Here is a 22,731-nt window from a genome sequence, read left to right as displayed (position 1 = left end):
GTGCGTTGGGGGATACGCCCCGACCGGCTCGCTCTGACCTATCAGGTCTTCGCCGACCGCGTCGCGAACGGACCGGCGGCGGTACTGCCGTTGCGCGCGCTGACCAGAGGGCAGGGCTATTACGTCGCGGTCGAGGCGTTCGACGAGAATGGCGTCTCGCCGCTCAGCCGGGTAGCGGCGATGTAGCGCGTCTTGGCGACGGCTTCGCCGATCAGCAGCAGCGACGGGTCGCTATCGCTGATCGTCTCGACCAGAAACGCCAGCGCCGACAATTTGCCGCGCACGATACGCTCGCTCGGCAGCGACACGTTGACCGCGACCATGACCGGCGTGTCGCCGGCGCGGCCGGCGGCGATCAGCTTGCGCGACACTTCGGCGGCGGCGGCGCGGCCCATATAGACCGCGAGCGTCGCATCGGGATCGGCGAGCGCATGCCAGTCGAGGTCGAGCGCTTCGCCGGCGCGGGCGTGCGCGGTAACGAACGTGAGTTTGCGGGCGAGGCCGCGCAGCGTCAGCGAGGCGCCGCCCGATGCGGCGGCGGCGCTCGCCGCGGTGATGCCGGGGCAGATCCGCACCGCGATGTGCTGCGCGGCGAGATGATCGATCTCCTCGGTCGACCGGCCGAAGATCGACGGGTCGCCGCCCTTCAGGCGGACGACGCGCTTGCCGGCCAGCGCCGCCTCGGCGAGCAGCGTGTTGATCGCGGGCTGGTCCTTCGAATGGCGACCCGATCGTTTGCCGACGCCGACCTGTTCGACGTGGCGCGGGATGCGCGCGAGGATGTCCGGGCCGACCAGCGCATCGTAGAAGACGATGTCGGCGGCGGCGAGCAGTCGCTCCGCTTTCCGGGTCAGCAGGTCGGGGTCGCCGGGGCCGGCCCCGACCAGCCAGACCGAACCGGGTGGGAAATCATGCGGCATGCGTCGATCCTTCGGTGGCGAGGAGTTTGGCGAGGGCAGGGCTGCACGACCCGCAATTCGTCCCCGCGCCGAGTGCCGCCCCGATCGCGGGCACGTCGGCGAGATGCTGGTCGGCGATCGCCGCCAGGATGGTCTTGAGGCCGACGTCGAAACAGGCGCAGACGATCGGCCCGCGGTCGACCTGCACGCCCGCGGCCCGCCCGGCGAGCAGCGTCGGGGCGGCGGTCGCCTCGCCCAGTTGCGCGACGAGCCAGTCGCGCGGGGGGAGGCTGCCATCGCGCGTGACGAACAGCACCGCCTGAAGCCGGCCGCCGTCGAGGATCGCGACCCGGCGGCTGCCGCGTGCCGCATCGATCGCCTCGATCCGCTGGCCCTTGGGCAGCGATGCGTCGAGCGCGTCGGCGTCGCCAGTGCCTGCCATATCCCATGCGCTGCCGTGTGGCACTGCAACCCGTGTCGCCCACAGGCAGTCGGGCGGGGTCGCGAGTTCGCCGCGGACGATGAGGAAGCCGCGCCACGTCGTTTCGACGCGGTCGATCCTGGCCGGCGTCGACTTGAAGCCGGGCTGTCCGGACACCGGATCGGCGAGCGGGCGGGGGAGGCGGCCGGCGCGGCCACCCGTCGCGGTGCGATCGGTCCAGTGAATCGGCACGAACACCTCGCCCGCCCGCTGCGACGTGACGACCGTCGCGCGGAACAGGCTGCTGCCTTGCGGCGTCGTCACCCGGGCCAGATCGCCGTCGACGATCCCGCGTGCGGAGGCGTCGTCGGGATGGATCTCGACCAGCGGCTCCTCGCGGTGCCGCGCGAGTCTGGGCGACAGGCCGGTGCGGGTCATCGTGTGCCAGTGATCGCGGTAGCGCCCGGTGTTGAGCGTCATCGGCCATTGGCCGAGCGGCGCCGCCACCGGCTTCTGCGCGACGGGGATCAGCCGCGCCCGGCCGTCCGGTGTCGGGAAGCGCCCGTCGGAAAAGGGCGTGCCGCCCCAACGGAACGGCGCCATCGCGTCATATTCGGCATTGCCCTTGGCGGCATGGCCGGGCAGCGCGAACAGTCGGGTACCGTCGTTTTCATAGGCGGACAGGCGGCAGTGCTCGCGCCAGATCTCGGCGGGGCGATCGTAGGGGAAGGCGGTCTTCCACCCCATCCGGCGCGCGACCTGCGTCACGATCCACCAGTCCGGCCTGGCCTCGCCCGGCGCCGCCATGAACGCGCGCTGGCGGCTGACCGTGCGGTCGGAGTTGGTCACGGTGCCGTCCTTCTCGCCCCAGGCCGCGGCGGGCAGGCGGACGTGCGCGTGGACCGAGGTGTCGGTGGTGTCGACCACGTCGGAGACGACGACGAAGGGGCAATCGGCGAGCGCCTCGCGCACCCGTCCGGCGTCGGGCATCGAGACCGCGGGGTTGGTCGCCATGATCCAGATCGCCTTGATCCGCCCCTGTCCCAGCTCGCGGAACAGGTCGACCGCCTTCAGCCCGGGCCTGGTCGCCATGTTGGGCGCGGCCCAGAAGCGGCCGACCCGCGCGACGTTCGCGGGCGTGAAATCCATGTGCGCGGCAAGGCTCGAGGCGAGCCCGCCGACCTCGCGGCCACCCATCGCATTGGGCTGGCCGGTGATCGAGAAGGGCGCCGCGCCGGGCTTGCCGATCCGCCCGGTGGCAAGATGGAGGTTGATGATCGCATTGACCTGGTCGGTCCCCGCCAGCGACTGGTTCACCCCCTGGCTGAACATCGTCACGGTCTTGGGCGTGGCGGCGAACAGTTCGAAGAACCGCCTGAGCTCCTGCGGCGGCACGTCGCAGACGCGCGCCACCGACCACAGGTCGCTTCCCCCTTCGCACCGGTCCCAGAAGTCGTCGGGCGTCGCGACGTGGCGTGCGAGATAGGCGTGGTCGACCACGCCCGCGTCGCGACACCACGCCAGCAGACCGTTCATCAGCGCGACGTCGGTGCCGGGCCGGATCGCGAGATGGAGGTCGGCCTCATCCGCGGTCTCGGTGCGGCGCGGGTCGATCACGACGAGCTTCGCGCCCGCATCGCAGCGCGCGCGGATGCGCTGATAGACGATCGGATGGCACCAGGCGGCGTTCGATCCGACCAGCACGATCAGGTCGGCGGCATCGAGATCGTGGTAGGACGCCGGCACGATATCCTCGCCGAACGCGCGGACGTGCCCTGCCACCGCGCTCGCCATGCAGAGCCGCGAATTGGTGTCGATGTTCGCCGCGCCGATGAAGCCCTTCATCAGCTTGTTGGCGACGTAATAATCCTCGGTCAGCAACTGGCCGGAGACGTAGAAGGCGACGCTGTTCGGGCCGTGCTGCGCGATCGTCTCGCGGAAGCGCTTGGCGACGAGGCCGAGCGCCGCATCCCACGAGGCCGTACGCCTGCCGATCATCGGGGTGAGCAGGCGACCCTCGAGGCCGATCGTTTCGCCGAGATGCGTGCCCTTCGAGCACAGTTTGCCGGCGTTGGCGGGGTGGTCGGGGTCGCCCTTGATATCGGCGCTCCGCTCGCCGGTCGGGGTCGCGAGGATGCCGCAGCCGACCCCGCAATAGGCGCAGGTGGTGCGGATGGGCGCGCTCGTCCCCGCGTTATCCCCGCCGGGGGCAGGAAGCGGCGCCCCGGTCACGCCGCGGCCTTGATGGTCGACGTCCGGCAGATCAGGACGCGCCCGCCCGACACCTTCACCGGGATCACCGGCGTGCACCCCTTGTCCTCGCCCAGCGCCTCGCCGGTATCGAGCGCGATCCGCCAATTGTGCAGCGGACACGCCACGGCGCCGCCGTGGACGATGCCCTGCGACAACCGGCCGCCCTTGTGCGGGCAGCGATCGGCCAGCGCGAACACCTTGCCCTCGCCGGTGCGGAACACCGCGATGTCGTCGCCGCCGGCGACCTGCACCGTGCGGCTGCCACGGACCGGAATCTCGTCGACCCAGCCGATATCGAGCCATTCGCCGATCATGCCATTTCCCTCGTTCCGTCGATGGGGGTGAAGCGCGCCATCGGCGCATGCTGTTCGCCGTGCGCGCCCGCGACGCGCGCGGACCAGGGATCGTCCTGCATGAAGGTCTGCGAGAACAGGAACCGCGCCGCCAGCGCATCGCGGCCCGCGGCATCGTCGGCGATGCGTTCGCGGATATAGTCGACGCCGACCCGCTCGATCCACGGCGCGGTGCGCTCCAGATAGCGCGCTTCCTCCCGGTACAATTGGATGAAGGCGGCGCAATGATGCATCGCCTCCTCCTCGGTCGCGACCTTGCACAGGAAGTCGGTCGCGCGGACCTTGATCCCGCCATTGCCGCCGACCGACAGTTCGTAGCCGCTGTCGACGCAGACCACGCCGAAATCCTTGATCGTCGCCTCGGCACAGTTGCGCGGACAACCGCTGACCGCGATCTTGAACTTGTGCGGCATCCAGGAGCCCCAGGTCATTTGCTCGATCCTGACGCCGAGCCCGGTCGAATCCTGCGTGCCGAACCGGCACCAGTCGGAGCCGACGCAGGTCTTCACCGTGCGCAGCGACTTGCCGTACGCATGGCCGCTGACCATCCCCGCGGCGTTGAGATCGGCCCAGACCGCGGGCAGGTCCTCCTTCCTGATCCCGAAGATGTCGAGCCGCTGGCCGCCCGTCACCTTGACCAGCGGCGCATCGTATTTCTCGACGACATCGGCGATCGCGCGCAGCTCGCGCGGGTTGGTCACGCCGCCCCACATCCGCGGCACGACCGAATAGGTGCCGTCCTTCTGGATGTTGGCGTGCAGCCGTTCGTTGACGAACCGGCTCTGCTGGTCGTCCTTATACGCGCCGGGCAGCGCGCAGAGCAGGTAGTAATTGAGCGCGGGTCGGCACGACGAACATCCGTCGGGCGTCGACCAGCTCATCTTCTGCATCACCTCGGGGATCGATCGCATGCCCTGCGCGACGATCTCGCGGCGGACGTCGTCGTGGCCGAAGCTGGTGCATTTGCACATCGTCTTGACCGTGCGTTCGCCCGAATAGTCGTCGCCCAGCGTCACCGCGAGCAGCGTTTCGACGAGGCCGGTGCATGATCCGCACGACGCCGATGCCTTGCAGGTCGCGCGGACCGCATCCAGCGTCGTGTTGCCGGCGCCGATGCACGCCACGACCTTGCTTTTGGTGACGCCGTTGCAGCCGCAGACCTCCGCATCGTCGGAGAGCGCCGCAACGGCCGCCTTAGGGTCCGCCTGCGCCCCTCCCGACGCGAAGGACTGGCCGAAGATCAGCATGTCGCGGATGGGGGCGATGTCCTCCCCGCGCCTGAGCAAGTCGAAATACCAGCCGCCGTCGGCGGTGTCGCCGTACAGCACCGCGCCGACGATGCGGTCGTTCTTGACCACCACGCGCTTGTAGATGCCGCGCGACGCGTCGCGCAACACGATGTCCTCCGCGCCGGCACCGCCCGAGAAATCGCCCGCCGAGAATACGTCGAGCCCGGCGACCTTGAGCTTGGTCGACGTCACCGATCCGCGATAGCCGCTATGCCGCCCGACGAGGCCATCGGCCAGCGCCCGGCACATGTCCCAGAGCGGCGCGACGAGGCCGTAGACGTTGCCGTCATGCTCGACGCACTCGCCGACCGCGAGGATCGACGGGTCGCTGGTGACCATATGGTCGTCGACCCTGATCCCGCGGCCGATCTCCAGCCCGGCGTCGCGCGCGAGCGCCACCGACGGGCGGATGCCGACCGCCATGACGACGAGGCTCGCCGGGATCAGCGTCCCGTCCTTCAACAGGACGCCTTCGACGTGCGTGTCGCCGACGATTTCGGCGGTGTTGGCCTCGGTCAGGATCACCTGGCCGCGTGCCTCCAGCGCCGACTTGAGCAGCCATCCCGCGGCCTCGTCGAGCTGGCGTTCCATCAGCGTCGGCATCAGGTGGATCACCGTCACCTTCATGCCCCGCAGCGTCAGGCCATGCGCCGCTTCCAGCCCCAACAGCCCGCCGCCGATGACCACCGCCGCGCCGCCCCGGCCGGCCGCCGCCAGCATGTGATCGACGTCGGCCATGTCGCGGAACGAGATGACGCCGGGCAGGTCCTTGCCCGGCACCGGGATGATGAACGGGTCGGAGCCGGTCGCGATCAGCAGCCGGTCGTACGCGACGGTCAGCCCCGATCGCGCGGTGACGGTCTTCGCGGCGCGGTCGATCGCGTGCACCGGATCGCTGGTCACCAGCGTGATCGCATTGGCCGCATACCAGGCCGCGTCGTTGATGACGATCTGCTCGAAGGTCTTCTCGCCCGCGAGCACCGGCGAGAGCATGATGCGATTGTAGTTCACATGCGGTTCGGCGCCGAAGATCGTGACGCGGTAGCGGGCGGGATCGCGCGCGATCAGCTCCTCGACCGCGCGGCATCCGGCCATGCCGTTGCCGATCACGACGAGATGCTCGCGGGCGTCCGACCCGGGGGTGATGACCCGATGTTCCATCAGCATGTCCAATCCAGTTGCAGCGAGAATTTGCGGGTGGTGGCGGCGAGCGGGTCGCGGCGCGGCGTCGGGCAGCGGCTCATGCCGCCACCGCGCCGCCGCCGGGCAGGCCGCGATCGCGCCGCGCGTCGAGCGCCGCATCGAACAGCGCCTGCTCCTGCGACTTGTGCGCGGCGGAGAAGCGCACCGCCAGCGCGCACACCGCAGTGCCAGCGACGACATAGCCGAGCACGATCAGGCATTGCTGCGGCGTCGCCGACGCCTTGTTGAGGAATCCCGCCGCGACCGCGCCGATATTGCCGCCCGCGCCGATCAGCCCCGCGACCCCGCCGAGCGCCTTGCGGTCGACGAACGGCACCAGCGCATAGGTCGCACCGCACGCCATGTGCGTGAACAGCCCGAACATCGTCATCGCGAGGATGGCAGGCATGACGCTGCCGGCATTGCCGAACAGCACCAGCCCGACACCCTCGCCGAGCATCAGTCCGAACAGCAGCAACGCGCGACCGTCGAGCCCCTTGACGAGCGCGATCCGGTCGCTGGCGATGCCGCCGAGCGCGCGGGCGAACAGCGCGAGGCCGCCGAAGATCCCGGCGGCGAGCCCGGCGCCGGTGAGCGACAGCCCGAACCGGTCGACGTAATAGCTGGCGGCGATGTTATGGATGAAGATCTCGACGCCGAAACACGCGCCGTACGTCGCGGCGAGCATCCACGTCCGGTAATTGGACGCGGCGCGGCGGAAGATCGCCATGCCGGTCGCCTTGCCGCCGTCGAGCGCGATGCCGGCCGCGCGGAGGTCGACGATGTCGCCTTGCGGCGTATCCTGCGTGTAGCGCGCGTAGACGAACGCCATCGCGACCATCGCCACACCCGGCACGAACATCGCCGCGCGCCATCCCCAGGCGTGCTCGACGCCAAGCCCGATCATCGCCGCGACCACCAGCGGCATCAGGCTCTGTGCCGCACCACCGCCTGCATTGCCCCAGCCGCCGACCGTCGCATTGGCCGTTCCGACGACGTTGGGCGCGAACATCACGCTCGTGTGATATTGGGTGATCACGAACGACGCGCCGATCGCACCGATCGCCAGGCGGAAGAACAGGAACGTCTCGTAGGTCCGGGCAAAGGCGAGCCCGAAGACCGGGATCGCGCCGAGCAGCAGCAGCCACGTATAGGCGCGACGCGGTCCGAACCGGTCACACAATGGCCCGACCACCAGCCGCACGAGGATCGTGACGGCCACCGCGGCGATGTTGATATTGGCGATCTGGTCCTTGCTCAGGCCGAACTCGGCCTTGATGAGCGGCATCATCGGCGCCGCCGCGAACCAGGCGAAGAAGCACACGAAGAACGCCAGCCAGGTGACGTGGAACGCGCGCATCTGCGGCGTGGCGGCGCTGAACAGGTCGATCCTCGTGGCCTTCGATCCGGTGACTTCGATCCCCGGCGATGCGAACAGCATGATGTTTCCCCATCTGCGTTGGACAAAGAAAAAGCCGCCCAGACGGCGACCTTGCGGACGCATCTGGACGGCTTCGTTGCCTCTCGACGATCGGTGGATCGCCTTGCGCGGTCTGGCCCCGTCGTTGGAACCGGTCTCGCGATGATGTCGTGTCCGACTCCCTTGCCGAACGCTGTCAGGATGATCGAAGTGGCGCGATCACGCAAGCGCCGTTTCGCAGATGCAGCAACTTTACGGTAAGCTGCTCAAATATCCTGTGATATCGTCCGGATCGAAGGCGCGCCGATCGAAAAATGCGTCATTGCCCAAGATCAGCCGCCCCTGCGTCGATCCCGCGCCGATACTGTTCGCGGCGATCGCGCCCTCCAGTTTCGAACTCGCATTGGGCAGCGGCGCGCCCGATCCGGCCAGCGCCGCGCGGTAGACGTCGGGACGGAACACGCCCTGCGCGGTGGCTGCCTCCCCGGCCGAAAACGGCGTGCCGTCCCAGCGCAGCATCTGCGAATACAGCCAGGCCGCCTGGCTGCGCCACGGGAAGTTCGCCGCCTCGCGATACTGGAACATGAAGTCGGGGACGTGGATCGGCGCGGCGTCCTTGACGAGCCGTACCCGGTCGCTGATCGCCCGCGTCACGGCATCGATCGGCGCGTCGAGATAGGCGGGTCGCGCGAGGATGGCCGCGCTCGCCTCGCGCGTGCCGGGATCGACGAAATGCGCGGCCGCGGCATGCAGCGCGCGGATCAGGCGGTGGACGACGTCGCGGCGCTCGTCCAGCGTCGCCGCGCGCATCGCCAGCACCTTCTCGACGCCGCGCCGCCAGACCTGCGCGGTGACCAGCGCGATCCGTCCGACGCCGCGATCGACCGCGACGCCGTTCCACGGTTCGCCGACGCAGATGCCGTCGACTTCCCCCGCCGCCAACGCATCGGCGGCGAAGGTCGGGCTGGTCGTGACGATCTCGACATCGGTATCGGGCCGGATGCCTGTCGCCGCCAACCAATAGCGCAGCATGTAATTGTGGCTCGAATAGCGATGCACCACGCCGAACCGCAACCGCCGCCCCGCGGCGAGACGCTCGGCCGCGACCGCCTTCAGCCGCACGCCGAGCACGGCCGGATCGCCGAGCGCATCGCCGTCCATCACCAGCGCGGCGAGCGGGAGCGACAGCGTGATCGCATTGCCGTTCAGCCCCAGCACGAACGGCACCGCCATCGGTACCGCGGGCCGCCCGCGGCCCAGCGCGGTCGCGATCGCCAGCGGCGCGACCATGTGCGCGGCGTCGGTATGGCCATAGAGCAGCCGATCGCGCACCGTCGCCCAGGTCATGTCGCGGACGAGCTCGATCTCCAGCCCCTCGGCTTCGGCGAACCCCTGTTCGCGCGCGAGGATCGGCAGCGCGGCATCGACCAGCGGCAGGAACCCGATGCGGACCCGGTCGAGCGCCATCACAAATCTCCCATGAGCGCGTCGCTGGTGATGATCGCATCGGCGATCTCGGCGATCCGGCGGTTGGATCGCATCGCCTGCGCGCGGAGCAGGCCGTAAGCGGTCGGCTCGTCGATGCCGCGGCGCTTCATCAGGATCGCCTTGGCGCGATCGATGGTGGTGCGGTCGGCGAGCGCGCTTCTGGCTTCGTGCAATTCGTCCTGCAACCGGGCAAACGCCTGGAACCGCCGGATCGCGAGGTCGATGACGGGCTTGATCCGCTGCTTGGCGAGGCCGTCGACGATATAGGCGGACACGCCGGCGTCGACCGCGGCGGCGGTGGTTTCCGCATCGCTCTGGTCGACGAACATCGCGATCGGCCGGGCGAGCGCGCGCGACACCGCGAAGAACTCCTCGAGCACGTCGCGGCTCGGATTTTCGAGGTTGATCAGGACGACGTCGGGCGCCGCTTTCTCCAGCGCGGCGACCATGCCACGCGTGCCGTCGATCAGGACGAGATCGTGGAGGCCCGCCTCGCGCAATCCGTCGGAGATGATCGCGGCACGCGTCGTGCTCGTGTCGATGATCGCGATACGCATGCTCAAGCCATACCCCCCACCCCCCCGATTCGCGAAGTCGGTTGATGGAATCCTGCGATTGCAGGGATTAGCGGCTCATTGCCCTCGGCGGTTGTGGTGCGATCCTTCGATGGCGCCCTCGGATCATCTGCCGCGACCGACCGCGTCTCCGGCGAGATAGCGGGCGAGCGGGTCGATCATCTCCTCTGGGATGCGGCGGGCGATGACCGGCATCGTCGCATGGCTCTTGCGCGCGTCCACCACCGTCTCGTCGCCGCGCCAGTGGCGCAGGCGCTGCGCGAGATAGGCGGGGCGCTGGCCGGCGAGCACGGGATAGGGTTTGCCGGGCGCGTGGCAGCTCGCGCAGGCGGATAGCTGGAGCCGGGGCAGTCCCTGCGTCACGATCCGCGCGGCGGCGGCGTCGCCCGCGGGCGCTGCGCCGAGACCGGGCATCGCGGCGAAGCGGCGCGCGGCATCGCGCATCGCCTCGGGCGGCATCCGCATCGCGACCTGCTGCATCACCGCGCTGGAACGGCTGCCATCGGCATAGCCTTGCAGTGCGGCGAGCAGATAGGCGGGGTCCTGTCCGCCGAGCACCGGAATGTCGGGTGCGCCGCGGCCGCGGCCGTCGGTGCCGTGGCAACCGGTGCAGGTCGCGAGATCGGCGCCGGGGTTCGCCTCGGCGACGAGAGCGTCATATTGTGCCGGCGTCATGCCGGGCAGGCGGCGGACGAACGCGACCATGCGGCGCACCTCGTCCTGCCGGTCCTGCACCGCCCAGGCGGGCATGCCGGTATATTTGACGCCGTGCTGGAGGATCCAGAAGAGCTGCTTGTCGGTCCATTGCTTCGCATTGACGGCGAGGTCGGGGGCGGGCGGGGTCGCCGCCTGCATGACCGGGGCGGGCTTGATGCCGGGGGCGCCGTGACAGACCGCACAGGCATTGGCGAAATGGCTGGCGGCGCTGACGAGGCCGCTGCGGTCGGCGGGATCGTCGGGGCTGGTGAAGGCGGCATGGGTGCGTACCGAATTGCGCATCGTCCAGTGCAGGAACCAGTCGGTGATCGGCCAGTGGCCGCTCGATGCGGCGATGTTGAACACGCCCGACCAGGCGAAGAGCAGCCCGGCGACGGCGAGGCCGACCAGCGTCGCGACCGCGCGCGCCCAGGTGATGCGGATCGTCATGCGATGGCCTCGTTGTGGGTCTGGAGCAGCCGGCCGAGCATCGCCAGCCCGCCGAGCAGATAGGCGACGCCGCCGACGAGCAGCATGACGACGCCGGCGATCTGCTGGTCGATCAGCGCGTCGGCGCCGTGGTGCGTGTAGAGGGGGCGGGGGGCGAGGCCGATCAGCGCGCCGAGCAGCGTCATGTGCATCGAGGTGACGAGCAAGGCGCCGACGCCGGCGGCACGATGGCGGGGCGCGAGCACCGCCGACCAGAGCAGCAGCCCGGCGGCGAGGAAGCTCGCCTGTTCGAGGATCAGCCATGCCGGCTGGTGATCGGCGAGGCGGCGCAGCGCGGGGACATGCCAGCCCCAGACGATCACCGCCTCGATCAGCGCGGCAGGCAGCGGTGCGGCGAGCCGCGGCCAGCGCGTCGCCGGGTCCCAGCGGCCATGCTGTACGCCGATCGCGACGAGCGGCGCGGCGATCGCGACGGCGATCATATGCGCCGCCATATGGCCGGTCATGCCCCGGCTGCTCAGCACCCAGCCGAGCGGCAGCAGCGCGAGGCCGGCGGCGAGGCTGGCGCGCCTCACCGGCAGTCGCTCAGCACGATGACCGGCATCGCGGTGAACACCACTGCGACGAAGCTCAGCGCCGACAGCAGCAGCGTCGAATATGCGAGGAAGCGCAGGCGGTCGCTGTCGGTGCCCTCGTCATGCGGCGCGGGTGCGCCGGGGGTGCGTGCCTGCTGCCAGGCGATCACGCCTGCCGCGGCGATCACCAGCAGCGCCACCAGCGTGCCGATGGCGAAGGCCGTCGGGAAACGTGCCCACGTCCCGAGCTTGGCGCAGGACACCGCCGCCCAGAGGTAAGAGAAGAGGAAATGCACCGCCCAGGTCGTCGGCGGGACGATCAGCGTCCACAGCGTGACGTTGAGCCGGCGCGCGTGCCGCAGCCAGCGCCTCACAGCCCCGCCTCCGGGAACAGGCCGATCGTCAGATAGGCGACCAGCGCGGTGAGCGCGAAGAAATGCTGGTAGACGGTAATGTTGCGCAGATCGGCGTCGTGCGTCGGCGTCATCCGTCCGGCGAGGCTGCGCGCAAGCGTATAGAGCTGCATGATCGCGCCGATCGCGGCGTGGACGAGCGTCCAGATCACCAGCACCCAGACGATCGCCGGATAGACGTTCGCTTTCGGATCGAGCCCGTCGAGGCAGCGCAGGCCGGTGGCCAGGCTGGCGATCGCTGCCATCGCCCCGGCGACGAGCAACGCCCGTGCCGGCAGCACCGCGCCGCGCGCGTGGATGCCGCGGGCGGCGACGGTTGCCGCCCAGCTCGCCAGCGACAGCAGCAGCGTGACGATCGGCCAATAGGCCCCCGGCCCGTCGAAGCCGGCGCCGAAATCGGGGTGGATCGTCCAGTAGAAATAATAGCCGAAGACGAGGCCGGAAAAGGCGGTGGCGTCGGCCATCATCGTGATGAACATCGCCCACCAGCCCGGCGCGGCGGGGCCGGAGATGTAAAGCGGCAGCGTAATGCCATGGCCGATCGGCTTTTCGGGCTTTTCGGGGATTTCGGCGGTGTCCCACAGCCACCACAAAACGCAGGCGAGCGTGACGACGCCGCTGAGCGCCGACAGCAGATACAGGTGATAGGTGGTCAGGATGAACACCGCACCGAGCGCGACCGCGGTCATCATCGGCTTGACGCTCGGCGTGCCGAGGCGGATCACCGAGACCGGCCTAGCGTCGAGCACCGAGGTGATGATCGTCTCACGCCGGCCCTCTTCGGCGTCGGGGAGGAAGAAGCGGCCTTCGTCGACCTTGGCGACGAAATCCTTCTGGTCCCAGATCGGATAGCGGCTCTCGATCAGCGGCACCGAGCGGATGCCCCAATCCTCGTCGTCGGGATGCGCGAGCCATTCGAGCGTGCCCGCGTTCCACGGGTTGCGCGGCGCCTTCTGCCGCGTCGGCGACAGCGCGAGGTCGACCACCAGCACCAGCACACCGGTGGCGAACAGATAGGCGCCCGCGGTCGAGGCGAGGTTGAGCCAGCCGATGTTGAGGTCGGCGGGATAGGTGAAGACGCGTCGTGGCATCCCTTCCAGCCCCGACAGGTGCATCGGGAAGAAGGACAGGTTCACGCCGACGAACATGATCCAGAAGGCGATGCGGCCGAGCCGGTCGGACAGTTTCTTGCCGGTGATGAGCGGCCAGTAATAATAGAGGCCGCCGAACAACGGCAGCAGGGTGCCGCCGATCAGCACGTAATGCAGGTGCGCGACGATGAAATAGGTGTCGTGCGCCTGCCAGTCGAACGGCGCGATCGCGACCATCACGCCGGTCAGTCCGCCGATCACGAACACCGCGAGGCTGCCGCTCGCATAGAGCAAAGGCACCGACCATTTGACCTTGCCCGCCCAGAGCGTCGCGATGAAGGCGAAGATCTGCACGCCGGTGGGGATCGCCACCGCTTCGGAGGCGGCGGAGAAGAAGGCGAGGCTGATCTTGGGCAGGCCGGTCGCGAACATATGGTGGACCCACAGGCCGAACGACAGGAAGGCGGTGCCGACCGCCGCGAGCACGATCCACGGATAGCCGAGCAGGTGACGCTGCGCGAAGGTGGGGATCATCATCGCGAACAGGGCGATCGACGGCAGGAAGACGATATAGACCTCCGGGTGGCCGAAGATCCAGAACAGGTGTTGCCACAGCAACGGATCGCCGCCCTTGGCCGCGTCGAAGAACGGCCAGCCGAGCAGCCGCTCCATCTCGAACAGCAGGTCGCCCGCGATCAGCGGGGGGAAGGCGAACAGGATCATCACCGCGACGACGAGGATATACCAGGCGTAGAGCGGCATCAGGTTGAGGCGCATGCCCGGCGGGCGGCATTTGAGCACGCCGACGATCAGCTCGACCGCGGCGGCGACCGACGATACCTCGATGAAGCTGAGGCCGAGCATCCAGATGTCGGCGCCGAGCCCGCTGAGATCGGTCCGCGTGGTCAGCGGCGGGTACATGAACCAGCCGCCGTCCGGCGCGGCGTTGAAGAAGATCGATCCGCCGACGAAGACGCCGCCGAGCAGGAAGCTCCAATAGCCGAACGCCGACAGGCGCGGGAAGGGCAGGTCGCGCGCGCCGAGCAGCTGCGGCAGCAGGATGATCGACACCGCCTCGAACATCGGCACGGCGAACAGGAACATCATCATCGAGCCGTGCAGCGTGAACAGCTGATTGAACGTGTTCGCCGAGACGAGATCATTGTCCGGCACCGCCAGCTGCGTGCGCATGACGAGCGCGAGCACGCCGGCGAACAGCATGAAGCCGAAGGCGGTCAGCGTGTACCAGACGCCGATGCGGTTGTTGTTGACGTCGGTCCAGCGGAAGAACCAGCCCGAGGGCGGCTTCCACACCGCACGCAGCCGCTCTTCCTGGGCCGCGCGGAGCTGCGGATCGTCTTGCGCGTGGAGGCTCATTTCAGGCCCTGGAGATAGCGGGCGATGGCAATGGCCTCACCGTGCGAGAGCTGCGGGAAGGCGGGCATACGCACGCCGGGCTTGGTGGCTTCGGGATGGCGGATGAAGCGCGCGACATTGGCGGTGTTCATCGGCAGGATGCCCGCGGCGAGCGTCTCGCGCGCGCCGAAATGCGTGAGGTCGGGGCCGATGCCGCGCGCGCTGCTGCGGCCGACGACGTGGCACGCGGTGCAGCCGTTGGCGGCGAACAGCCGCGCGCCGGGATCGGCGGCGGCGGGGGGCGCCGGGCGGCGCTGCGCGGCGAGCCAGGCGTCGAACGCCGCGGGCTCCATCGCGATGACGTCCAGCGCCATCAGCGCGTGGCTGAGCCCGCAGAATTCGGCGCACTGGCCGCGATAGCGCCCCGCCTTGTCGGCGCGGACGACGAGCGTGTTGGTGCGACCCGGGATCATGTCCATCTTGCCGCCGAGCCCCGGAATCCAGAAGCTGTGGACGACGTCGGCGGCGGTCAGGCGGAAGGCGACGGTGCGGCCGACGGGGATGCGCACCTCGTTCGCGGTTTCCACAGCGCCGCCGCCGGGCGGACGATAGGTGACGCGCCACCAGAATTGCTCGCCCTCGACCGCGATCCGCATGTCGGCGGGGCCGACCGGGCGTGGTTTCATATAAGGTAGGGAGTAGACCAGCAGGCCGAGCAGCACGACGGTCGGGATCACCCCGCCGAGCCAGAGGACGACGCGCATCCCCTTTTGATGCGTCAGCGCGCCTTCCCGCGCCCGCACCGCATGGCGCATCAGGAGCGCGAGCCCCGTCGCGATGACGACGGCGCCGACCAGCATCAACAGGAACAGCCGCCGTATGTCGACGGCGTCGGCACCGAATGGCGCCAACGTCGATTGATGCATGTTGCATCCGGCCAGCGCGATCGCCGTGGCGATCGCAGCTCCTGACTTTACCCCCCGCATGCGCGCTCAACGCGGCAGGTCCGTTTCGGTTCGTTCAGATATCGTAAGGAAAGATTGCTCGGTCCGGATGGGCCTTCATTTCGTTACGCCGCATCGTCCTTCTTGATCACGCTGATCTCGCCATCGCCTTCCATGATGACGTGATGGACAAGCTCGAGATCCTCGACGCCCTCTTCCCGCAGCTGCTGCATCAGCTCCTCTCGGTTCATCAAGGCCTTGCGCATGTTGGCACGATTGAGTTTCCCATCCTCGACCAGCACCATCGGGGGAGCGGCGGTGAGGAAGGCGAGCGGCTTGAAATGGTAGCTTGCCCAATTGAGGACCCAGCTCCAGAACAGGATCGTCAGAACGAAGACGGCGCTCTCGGTGATCGACTGCGCGTCGCCGCTGAATGCCGGCTGCGCGCCATCGACGACCGCCACGACGACCAGGATGTCGGCGATGTTGACCTGTCCGCCCTCGCGCTTGAGCAGGAAGCGCATCACCAGGAACAGGAAGAGGTACATGATCGTGCCGCGCGCGATCACCTCCCATAGCGACAGCTCGGGTTTGAACATCGACGACCAGTCGGGCATGCGCACCTCTCGGTCGAGTGAACGCGCCGAGCAGCGCATAGGCTCTATTTCAATATGTTGCCGTATCCGGCGTCGGACGCTGGGGCGATGTGTTCGCGAGCCGCTCCAACGGGAGCGAATGTCCCGCCGGGGTCGATCCGGTCAGCTGCGGGTCGAGTTCGCCGGCGTTGATCGCAGCTTCGAACGCATCGAGCATCGCCGGAAGCGCTTCGGCCTGCCAGAAGGTGACCGACTGCCCGCCGATGACCATAGGCTGGCCGTCGGGACGCATCGGCGTGAACGCCACGCGTCCGGCGCCGTCGGCGGCGAGCCACCGCCCGCCGGCCGGTGCGGACGGGTTCGTGTCAAACGCGGTTCGCGCCTGACGCAGATCGGTGAGCAACGCCGATCGCTCCGCCTTGGCGTCGACCGGATCAGCGGCGGCCGCGGCAACGGAACCGACCGCGGCGGCCGTGTTATCAACGATATCTTTCAGCGACATATCCTGGCTCCAGCGCGGCGGACGAGATCACGCGCGGGGCCTCAACAGTCCATCGGCGACATCGGCCCCTGCGGACTCAAACTATCCCGCGATATAAAGGCGATACGTCGCTGGGATGCCAAGACACGAAGAGCCCCGGACACGTGGTCCGAGGCTCCGTGAGGCAACAGTCCTGAAACGGATCAGAAGTGGCCGATGATCCCCAACGAGGGGCGGACCGTCTCGAAATTCCCGGTCGTGGCGACTTCGGCGCGGAAGCGCACGCCTTCCTTCTTCACGAGACCGTCGAGCCCGATCGCCTTGGGCCCGAACTCGCCGCCGACGCCGTAGGAGATGCGGCCGAAGTCGGGGCTGTTGTTGCCGTAGCGATCGAAGTTCACCCAGCGATAGCCGACCTTGCCATAGACCAACCCGGTTTCACCTGCACGCACGCCGGCGCGGCCGTGGACGCCATATTCCCAGTCGATGTCGCCGCTGAAGCCCTTGGCGGCATTGCCTTCGACACCGACGAAGAAGGAACCGAGCGGCACGTTCACGCCCGCGACGCCCTCGACGAGGCCACCCTTCAGGCGATCACCGGGCGCCGAGAAGGGAATGCCATGGCCCGGGTTGCTTTCAAAGCCTTCGTACACGCCGGTCACGCCGACATAGGGATCGATCCCGAAGGCGCGCGAACCGTCGGACGTCGTGTCCTGAGCGACGGCTGCGGCGGGGATCAGGAACGCGGCACTGGCCGCTGCGAGAAGCAGCTTCTTCATATCAATCACCTTGTAAGCGGCAGGCGAAACACAGCCTGTCAGGTGATGAAACCGCCGTCCTTCGATGCGTATCCGATCGCCGCAAACGGCACGGAGAGCGTGTTGCAATGCGGCAACAGCCTCTTGAAAGGCACTTCGAGGATACTATCGCTGGCCCTTACCGTTGGTCGTCTAAGTTCGGGTGTCATACCTCGCTGAATCAGAGAATCACCGACAGAAGCAGTCGGGGACAAGCTCGCGCGCACGTCGCGCCTCGCCGCCGTCATTGTCGTGGAGGAGCGTAGCGGCAAAGATATGAAAAGCCCGGCATCCCGTCGATGCACCGCGCGATCTGCTTCAAGGCAGCGCTGCCGAAGAAGATGACCGTCGCCGGCTTCCGTCACGGCAGGATCGCGAAGGTCCGGTCGGTAAGCGGCGATGTGTTACCGATCTCCAGTGACGCAACGCTCGACGTCACGTGGATCGGCCGCAAGGCGACCGCTGACAACGCTTACAAAATGCCGCGGCGCGCCGCGCGCACGTCATCAAAGTCGGGAAGATTTGTCGGAAATCGTATCGGAACATGTCGAATAGACATGCCTCCGCCGCTGTCGAAAACTTCGGTTCTCTGCGGTGGAAGGGGTGGTGGACGCACTTGGGCTCGAACCAAGGACCCGCTGATTAAGAGTCAGCTGCTCTACCAACTGAGCTATGCGTCCATGACCTGGCCTGATGTTGGCGCTTTGGAGAGGCGCCGGCCCCGTCGGGAGGCGGCCAATTAGCAGTCGTGCCGCAGGTTGCAAACCCTTTTTTGCACCTGCGGCATTTTTTGTCTCACCAGCGTACCGCACGGCGGTTTTGGCGGTCGATCGACATCAGAACGCCGATACAAAGCAGGACGGTCATCTGCGCGGAACTGCCGAAACTGACGAGGGGCAGGGGGATGCCGACCACCGGCGCGAGGCCCATCACCATCGCGAGATTGATTGCGACGTAGAAGAAGATCGTCGTCGCCAGCCCGGCAGCCGTGAGGCGCGCGAAGCGGGTGGTGGCGTGCTGGCCGACGTTGACCCCCCAGCGCACCACCAGGATGAAGGCGAGGATCAGCAGGCAGCCGCCGACCAGCCCCCATTCCTCCGCCATCGTCGCGAAGACGAAGTCGGTGTGGCCTTCGGGGAGATAATCGAGATGGCTCTGCGTGCCGTTGAGGAAGCCCTTGCCCCAGATCCCGCCGGACCCGATCGCGATCTTCGACTGGCTGATGTGATAGCCGGTGCGCAGCGGGTCGCTCTCGGGATCGAGGAAGATCAGCACGCGGTTGCGCTGATAATCGTGCAGCACGTAGTTGAAGGCGATCGGCGCGGCGACCGCGAGGGCCAAGGCGCCGCCGATGAACAGCCGCATGGGTACACCCGCCAGGAACATGACGACCACGCCACCACCGCAGACCATCAAGGCGGTGCCGAGATCGGGCTGTTTGGCGATCAGCGCGGCGGGGATGCCGACCAGCAGCGCGGCGGGCCAGATCGCGCCGAACCGCCGCGTCTCGTTGGGCGGCAGCATGTCGTAGAAGCGCGCGCAGGCGAGCACGATCACCGGCTTCATGAATTCGGAGGGTTGCAGCTTGATGCCGACGTCGAGCCAGCGCTGGCTGCCGCCGCGCACCGCGCCGACCAGCTCGACCAGCACCAGCGCAACGACGATCACGACATAGGCGGGCAGCGCCGACGCCTTCCAGATCCGCTCGGGGACATAGGAGATGCCGAGCGCCGCGCCGAGCAGCACGAAGAAGCGGATGCCCTGAGACAGCGCCCAGGGCTGGAGCGAGCCGCCGGCGGCGGAATAGAGCACGATCTGGCCGAACGCACCGATCGCCACCACCAGCAGGATGACGCGCCACGGCTGGCGGGCGATGGGATCGGGGACGATACGGCTGCGGGTCATGGTTCGCTTCGTTCGGTCGTGCCGTCTTCGGCGACGGTGTTGCCGACCGGACCGGGGGTGGCCAGCGCCGCCTGGGTCTGGTTGGCGAGATCGGTTGCCGCCTCCACCGCATCGGAATCGCTCGGCACGGTCGCGTCGGTCTTGGTGGCGTTGGCGGCGGGCGGCGGCGATTGTGCGGCGCGGTAGGCGGCAGCCTGCGCCGCCATGCGCGTGCCGATGTCGCCGCCCCAGGTCGGCTCGACGTCGGCGAGGCTCTTCATCGCGCGGTCGCGATCGAACAGATAGGTCATGATGTCGCGGCCGATCATCGGCGTGTCGAGGTTGCGGACGGTGTGGCCATTGTGTTCGAGCACCACCGCGATCGCGTAGCGCGGGTTGTCGGCGGGGGCGAAGCCGACGAACAGCGCGTGGTCGCGCATCTTGAAGGGCAATTGGCCGTTCTTGATGACGCCGGTGCTGCGCCGTTCCGCCATGGTGATGCGGCGGACCTGCGCGGTGCCGGTCTTGCCGGCGATGGCGACGCCGGGCACCAGCATCCGCGCGGCGGCGCCGGTGCCACCCTGGTTGATCACGCCATACATCGCATCGCGGACGATCGCGAGATGCTCCGACGCGACGGGCAGGGCGGGGGCGTCGAGGTGGACGTGGTTGGCGAGCAGGCTCGGCTGCAGCGTCCGCCCGGAGGCGATGCGCGCCGCCATCACCGCGAGCTGGAGCGGGTTGGCAAGCACATAGCCCTGGCCGATCGACGCGTTGAGGCCGTCGGCGACGGTCCAATTGTGCTTGTACTTGCGCAGCTTCCACTCGGAATCCGGTACCGTGCCATAGCGCTGCGTGGCGATCGGCAGATCGAACTTCTGGCCGAGCCCGACCAGCCGGGCGATGGGCGCGATCTTGTCATAGCCGAGCCGGCGGATCATCTCGTAGAAATAGATGTCGCAGCTCTGCTCAATCGCGCCCTTGAGGTCGAGCGGGCCGTGGCCGCCCTTCTTGTGGCAGTGGAAGATGCCGGTGCCGACGCGCAACGCGCCCGAGCAGACGATGCGGTCGTGCGCACCGACGCCCGCGGCGAGCAAGGCGAGGCCGTTCATCGGCTTCACCGTCGACCCCGGTGGATACAGACCCTGCGTCACCTTGTTCATCAGCGGCACGTGGTCGTCGTCGGACAGCATCTTCCATTCGAGATGGCTGATCCCGTCGGAGAAGCTGTTGGGGTCGTAGGCGGGCATCGACACCATCGCCAGCATCTCGCCGGTGCGGCAGTCCATCACCACCGTCGAGCCCGAATTGGTGCCGAGCCGGCGCGCGGCATATTCCTGCAAGCCGGCATCGATCGTCAGCCGCTGCGTCTTGCCCGGCACGTCGGCGCGGGTCGGCAATTCGGCGACGACCTTGCCGCGCGCGGTGACCTCGACGCGCTTGGCGCCCGGCGTGCCGCGCAATTGCGTCTCGAGCTGCTTTTCGAGCCCGTCCTTGCCGAGCTTGAAGCCGGGGGTGACGAGCAGCGGGTCGCGCGTCTTCTTGAACTGTTCGGCATTGGCGGCGCCGACATAGCCGGTGAGATGCGCGACCGCGGCACCGGCGGGATAGGCGCGCGCGAAGCCGCGGGTCGGCGCGACGCCGGGCAACTCGGGCTGGCGCAGGCTGATCGCGGCGAACCGGTCCCAGCTGATGTTCTCGGCGACCTGGACGGGCTGGAAGCCGGCCGCGCCCTTGAGGTCGATCCTGATCCGCTCGACGTCGTCCGGGGTCAAATCGAGCAGCCGCGCGAGCAGCCCGAGCACGCGGTCGCGGCCGGCGTCGCCGCCCTCGAGCCGGTCGGGGATGATGTCGATCCGGAAGTCGGTGCGGTTGTTGGCGATCGGCGCGCCGTGGCGGTCGATGATCCAGCCGCGGCGCGGCGGGATCATCGTCAGATTGACGCGGTTGCTCTCGGCGAGGAGATTGTATTTCTCGTTCTGCGCGATCGCGAGCCAGCCCATCCGCGCGGCGAGCAACACGCCGACCCCCGCCTGTGCGGTGCCGAGCAGCCAGGTGCGGCGCGAGAAGCTGTACGTCTGCATCGCCTCGGTGACGATGCGGGGCGAGCGGCGGATCATGCGGCCGGTCCGCGCTTGCGGTCGATCCAGGCGACGAAGCGGACCGAGAGGGGGAAGAGCATCACCGCGATCATGATCTGCGCCAATAGCACGGGATCGACGTGCGCGCCGAGCGGAAGCGCGATCCAGCGCCCGACGGTGAGGCAGAAAGCGAGCGCGCCGCTGGCGATCAGCCAGTCCTGCCAGAAGTCGCGGAACACCAGTCGCTGCTCGATGAGATCGATGGCGATGAAGCAGAGCGACCAGAGCAGCACCGCCGAACCGAGCGGCTGACCGCTGACGAGATCGTCGAACAGGCCGAGCGGCGCCGCGGCCCATGGGCGCAGCGCGAAGCGCGCGAGCAGTCGCCAGGTCAGCAGCATCAGCAGCCCCAGCGGCGGCACCAGCGCGAGGCTGGCGACGACCGGCAGCACCGCGGTGAGCGCGGAACCGCCGAGGACGCTCATCCACGGCACCGCCCGCGCCCGGCCGGGCGGCAGCGGCGGTTCGAAGGGCCGATAATCGATCGTGGAGCGGGACATGGGCGTCACCCCGCTCAACGGGCTGGCGCGGGCGCGGACGGCGTCGCGGGGGGGGCGGCGGCACGCGGCGGCGGGGGCGGCGGCAGCGGCATGAACGGGCGTTCTACCAACGCGAAATCGAGCGAATCCGGCGCGGCGAACGGAATGGCGAGGACGCTGTCCGACCCCGTCGCCTCGACCTGCGCGACGGGTACGCCCGGCGCGTAGAGGCCGCCGGTGCCCGAGGTGACGAACATGTCGCCGGCCGCGAAGCGGACGTTGGCGGCGTTGACCGAGCGGATGTCGACGCGGCCGTCGCCGCGGCCGGCGGCGATCGCCGGCATGCCGTCGCGGGTGCGGCGTACCGGCACCAGGCTGTCGGGATCGGTGATCAGCAGCACACGCGCGGCGAACGGCCCGGCTTCGAGCACGCGGCCGACCAGACCTTCGGGGCCGCGGACGGGCATGCCCGGGGTGACGCCCTGCACCCGCCCGGCGTCGAGCAAGGCGAAGCGCCGGCCGCTCGATGCGGTCGAGGCGACGAGCCGCGCCGCGACGACCGGTTCGGGCGTGCGGTCGCGTACCTTGAGCAGCGCGCGCAGGCGGCGGTTGTCATAGGCGATGACCCGCGCCTTGGTGAGCAGCGCGCGATGGCGCTTGGCCTCGGCGCGCAGCGTGGCATTCTCGCCGTGGACGTGGAACCAGGTGCCGATCGCCTCCGGCACCGACGCGACCGCGTCGACGCCGGCGTCGAGCACGCTGGCGACGGGCGCGGTGACGCTCGCCACCGCCATCCGCGCCGCGCTGAACGCGGGCGGATTGAAGATGGAGGCGGCGAGCAGCGCGGCACCGACCACCGCGCCCGCCACTGCGAGCACGTAGCCGAAGAACGTACTATACTGCCGTCGCCGCGAGAAACCCGTGCGACGGTCGCGGGCAGGCGCCATG

At 68.7% G+C, this 22,731-nt stretch carries 20 protein-coding genes and 1 tRNA gene; 1 reads left to right on the top strand and 20 read right to left on the bottom strand.

What is annotated here, in order from left to right; translation table 11 throughout:
* Nucleotides 1–186 carry a hypothetical protein gene (locus tag AC07UH_RS09355; RefSeq protein ID WP_495180032.1) on the top strand — a complete coding sequence of 62 codons (186 nt, stop codon included), beginning with the start codon at nt 1–3 and terminating at the stop codon, nt 184–186.
* Here the strand turns inward: AC07UH_RS09355 and cobA are convergent.
* The 20 genes from cobA to AC07UH_RS09255 all read right to left on the bottom strand — a co-directional run bounded on the left by cobA (nt 120) and on the right by AC07UH_RS09255 (nt 22,730).
* Nucleotides 120–920 (bottom strand): uroporphyrinogen-III C-methyltransferase, encoded by an 801-nt coding sequence (cobA, locus tag AC07UH_RS09350; RefSeq protein ID WP_081974328.1) that lies wholly within the window; start codon nt 918–920, stop codon nt 120–122. The two genes, AC07UH_RS09355 and cobA, sit on opposite strands and share 67 nt — an antisense overlap.
* Nucleotides 910–3,552 carry a molybdopterin-dependent oxidoreductase gene (locus AC07UH_RS09345; RefSeq protein ID WP_495180033.1) on the bottom strand — a complete coding sequence of 881 codons (2,643 nt, stop codon included), beginning with the start codon at nt 3,550–3,552 and terminating at the stop codon, nt 910–912. The genes cobA and AC07UH_RS09345 overlap by 11 nt, the downstream gene beginning before the upstream one ends.
* Nucleotides 3,549–3,887, bottom strand: coding sequence for a nitrite reductase small subunit NirD (gene nirD / locus AC07UH_RS09340; RefSeq protein ID WP_171009305.1), 339 nt, complete (start codon nt 3,885–3,887; stop codon nt 3,549–3,551). The genes AC07UH_RS09345 and nirD overlap by 4 nt, the downstream gene beginning before the upstream one ends.
* Nucleotides 3,884–6,376 (bottom strand): nitrite reductase large subunit NirB, encoded by a 2,493-nt coding sequence (gene nirB, locus AC07UH_RS09335; RefSeq protein ID WP_495180479.1) that lies wholly within the window; start codon nt 6,374–6,376, stop codon nt 3,884–3,886. Before nirB ends, nirD begins: the two co-directional genes overlap by 4 nt.
* A 79-nt stretch (nt 6,377–6,455) precedes the next feature.
* Complete coding sequence (locus tag AC07UH_RS09330) at nt 6,456–7,838, bottom strand: MFS transporter (protein ID WP_137897052.1); 1,383 nt, start codon at nt 7,836–7,838, stop codon at nt 6,456–6,458.
* A gap of 231 nt (nt 7,839–8,069) precedes the next feature.
* On the bottom strand, nt 8,070–9,284 hold the full coding sequence (locus AC07UH_RS09325; RefSeq protein ID WP_495180034.1) for a CmpA/NrtA family ABC transporter substrate-binding protein: 1,215 nt from the start codon (nt 9,282–9,284) through the stop codon (nt 8,070–8,072).
* Nucleotides 9,284–9,862 (bottom strand): ANTAR domain-containing response regulator, encoded by a 579-nt coding sequence (locus AC07UH_RS09320; protein ID WP_137897054.1) that lies wholly within the window; start codon nt 9,860–9,862, stop codon nt 9,284–9,286. Before AC07UH_RS09320 ends, AC07UH_RS09325 begins: the two co-directional genes overlap by 1 nt.
* A gap of 123 nt (nt 9,863–9,985) precedes the next feature.
* Nucleotides 9,986–11,026, bottom strand: a complete 1,041-nt coding sequence (locus AC07UH_RS09315) for a c-type cytochrome (protein ID WP_495180035.1) — start codon at nt 11,024–11,026, stop codon at nt 9,986–9,988.
* Entirely contained in the window at nt 11,023–11,601 is a 579-nt protein-coding gene (locus AC07UH_RS09310; RefSeq protein WP_495180036.1) for a cytochrome c oxidase assembly protein, read from the bottom strand. Before AC07UH_RS09310 ends, AC07UH_RS09315 begins: the two co-directional genes overlap by 4 nt.
* Nucleotides 11,598–11,975 carry a hypothetical protein gene (locus AC07UH_RS09305; protein WP_495180037.1) on the bottom strand — a complete coding sequence of 126 codons (378 nt, stop codon included), beginning with the start codon at nt 11,973–11,975 and terminating at the stop codon, nt 11,598–11,600. The genes AC07UH_RS09310 and AC07UH_RS09305 overlap by 4 nt, the downstream gene beginning before the upstream one ends.
* On the bottom strand, nt 11,972–14,482 hold the full coding sequence (gene ctaD / locus AC07UH_RS09300; RefSeq protein WP_495180038.1) for a cytochrome c oxidase subunit I: 2,511 nt from the start codon (nt 14,480–14,482) through the stop codon (nt 11,972–11,974). The genes AC07UH_RS09305 and ctaD overlap by 4 nt, the downstream gene beginning before the upstream one ends.
* Nucleotides 14,479–15,387, bottom strand: a complete 909-nt coding sequence (gene coxB, locus AC07UH_RS09295) for a cytochrome c oxidase subunit II (RefSeq protein WP_495180039.1) — start codon at nt 15,385–15,387, stop codon at nt 14,479–14,481. The genes ctaD and coxB overlap by 4 nt, the downstream gene beginning before the upstream one ends.
* A gap of 143 nt (nt 15,388–15,530) precedes the next feature.
* Nucleotides 15,531–16,022, bottom strand: coding sequence for a DUF421 domain-containing protein (locus AC07UH_RS09290; protein WP_038660034.1), 492 nt, complete (start codon nt 16,020–16,022; stop codon nt 15,531–15,533).
* Nucleotides 16,023–16,071: 49 nt separating this feature from the next.
* A complete protein-coding gene (locus tag AC07UH_RS09285) occupies nt 16,072–16,503 on the bottom strand; it encodes a hypothetical protein (protein WP_038660031.1) in 432 nt (143 codons plus the stop codon).
* Nucleotides 16,504–16,685: 182 nt separating this feature from the next.
* Nucleotides 16,686–17,261: an opacity protein gene (locus AC07UH_RS09280; RefSeq protein WP_495180040.1), complete on the bottom strand. Its 576-nt coding sequence runs from the start codon at nt 17,259–17,261 to the stop codon at nt 16,686–16,688.
* A 622-nt stretch (nt 17,262–17,883) separates the two neighbouring features.
* Nucleotides 17,884–17,959, bottom strand: a tRNA-Lys gene (locus AC07UH_RS09275).
* Nucleotides 17,960–18,074: 115 nt separating this feature from the next.
* The gene (gene rodA / locus AC07UH_RS09270) at nt 18,075–19,184 is read right to left on the bottom strand and encodes a rod shape-determining protein RodA (RefSeq protein ID WP_038660025.1); all 1,110 of its coding nucleotides are present in this window, start codon (nt 19,182–19,184) and stop codon (nt 18,075–18,077) included.
* A complete protein-coding gene (gene mrdA, locus AC07UH_RS09265) occupies nt 19,181–21,283 on the bottom strand; it encodes a penicillin-binding protein 2 (protein ID WP_495180041.1) in 2,103 nt (700 codons plus the stop codon). The genes rodA and mrdA overlap by 4 nt, the downstream gene beginning before the upstream one ends.
* On the bottom strand, nt 21,280–21,804 hold the full coding sequence (gene mreD / locus AC07UH_RS09260) for a rod shape-determining protein MreD (RefSeq protein ID WP_038660022.1): 525 nt from the start codon (nt 21,802–21,804) through the stop codon (nt 21,280–21,282). The genes mrdA and mreD overlap by 4 nt, the downstream gene beginning before the upstream one ends.
* Nucleotides 21,805–21,818: 14 nt before the next feature.
* Entirely contained in the window at nt 21,819–22,730 is a 912-nt protein-coding gene (locus tag AC07UH_RS09255) for a rod shape-determining protein MreC (RefSeq protein WP_495180042.1), read from the bottom strand.
* Nucleotide 22,731: the final 1 nt, after the last annotated feature.

The sequence above is a fragment of the Sphingomonas sp. GW821-FHT04B01 genome, from assembly GCF_059420425.1.
Note: the sequence above shows the minus strand (reverse complement) of the source record. Positions and strands in the feature narration are given on the sequence as shown.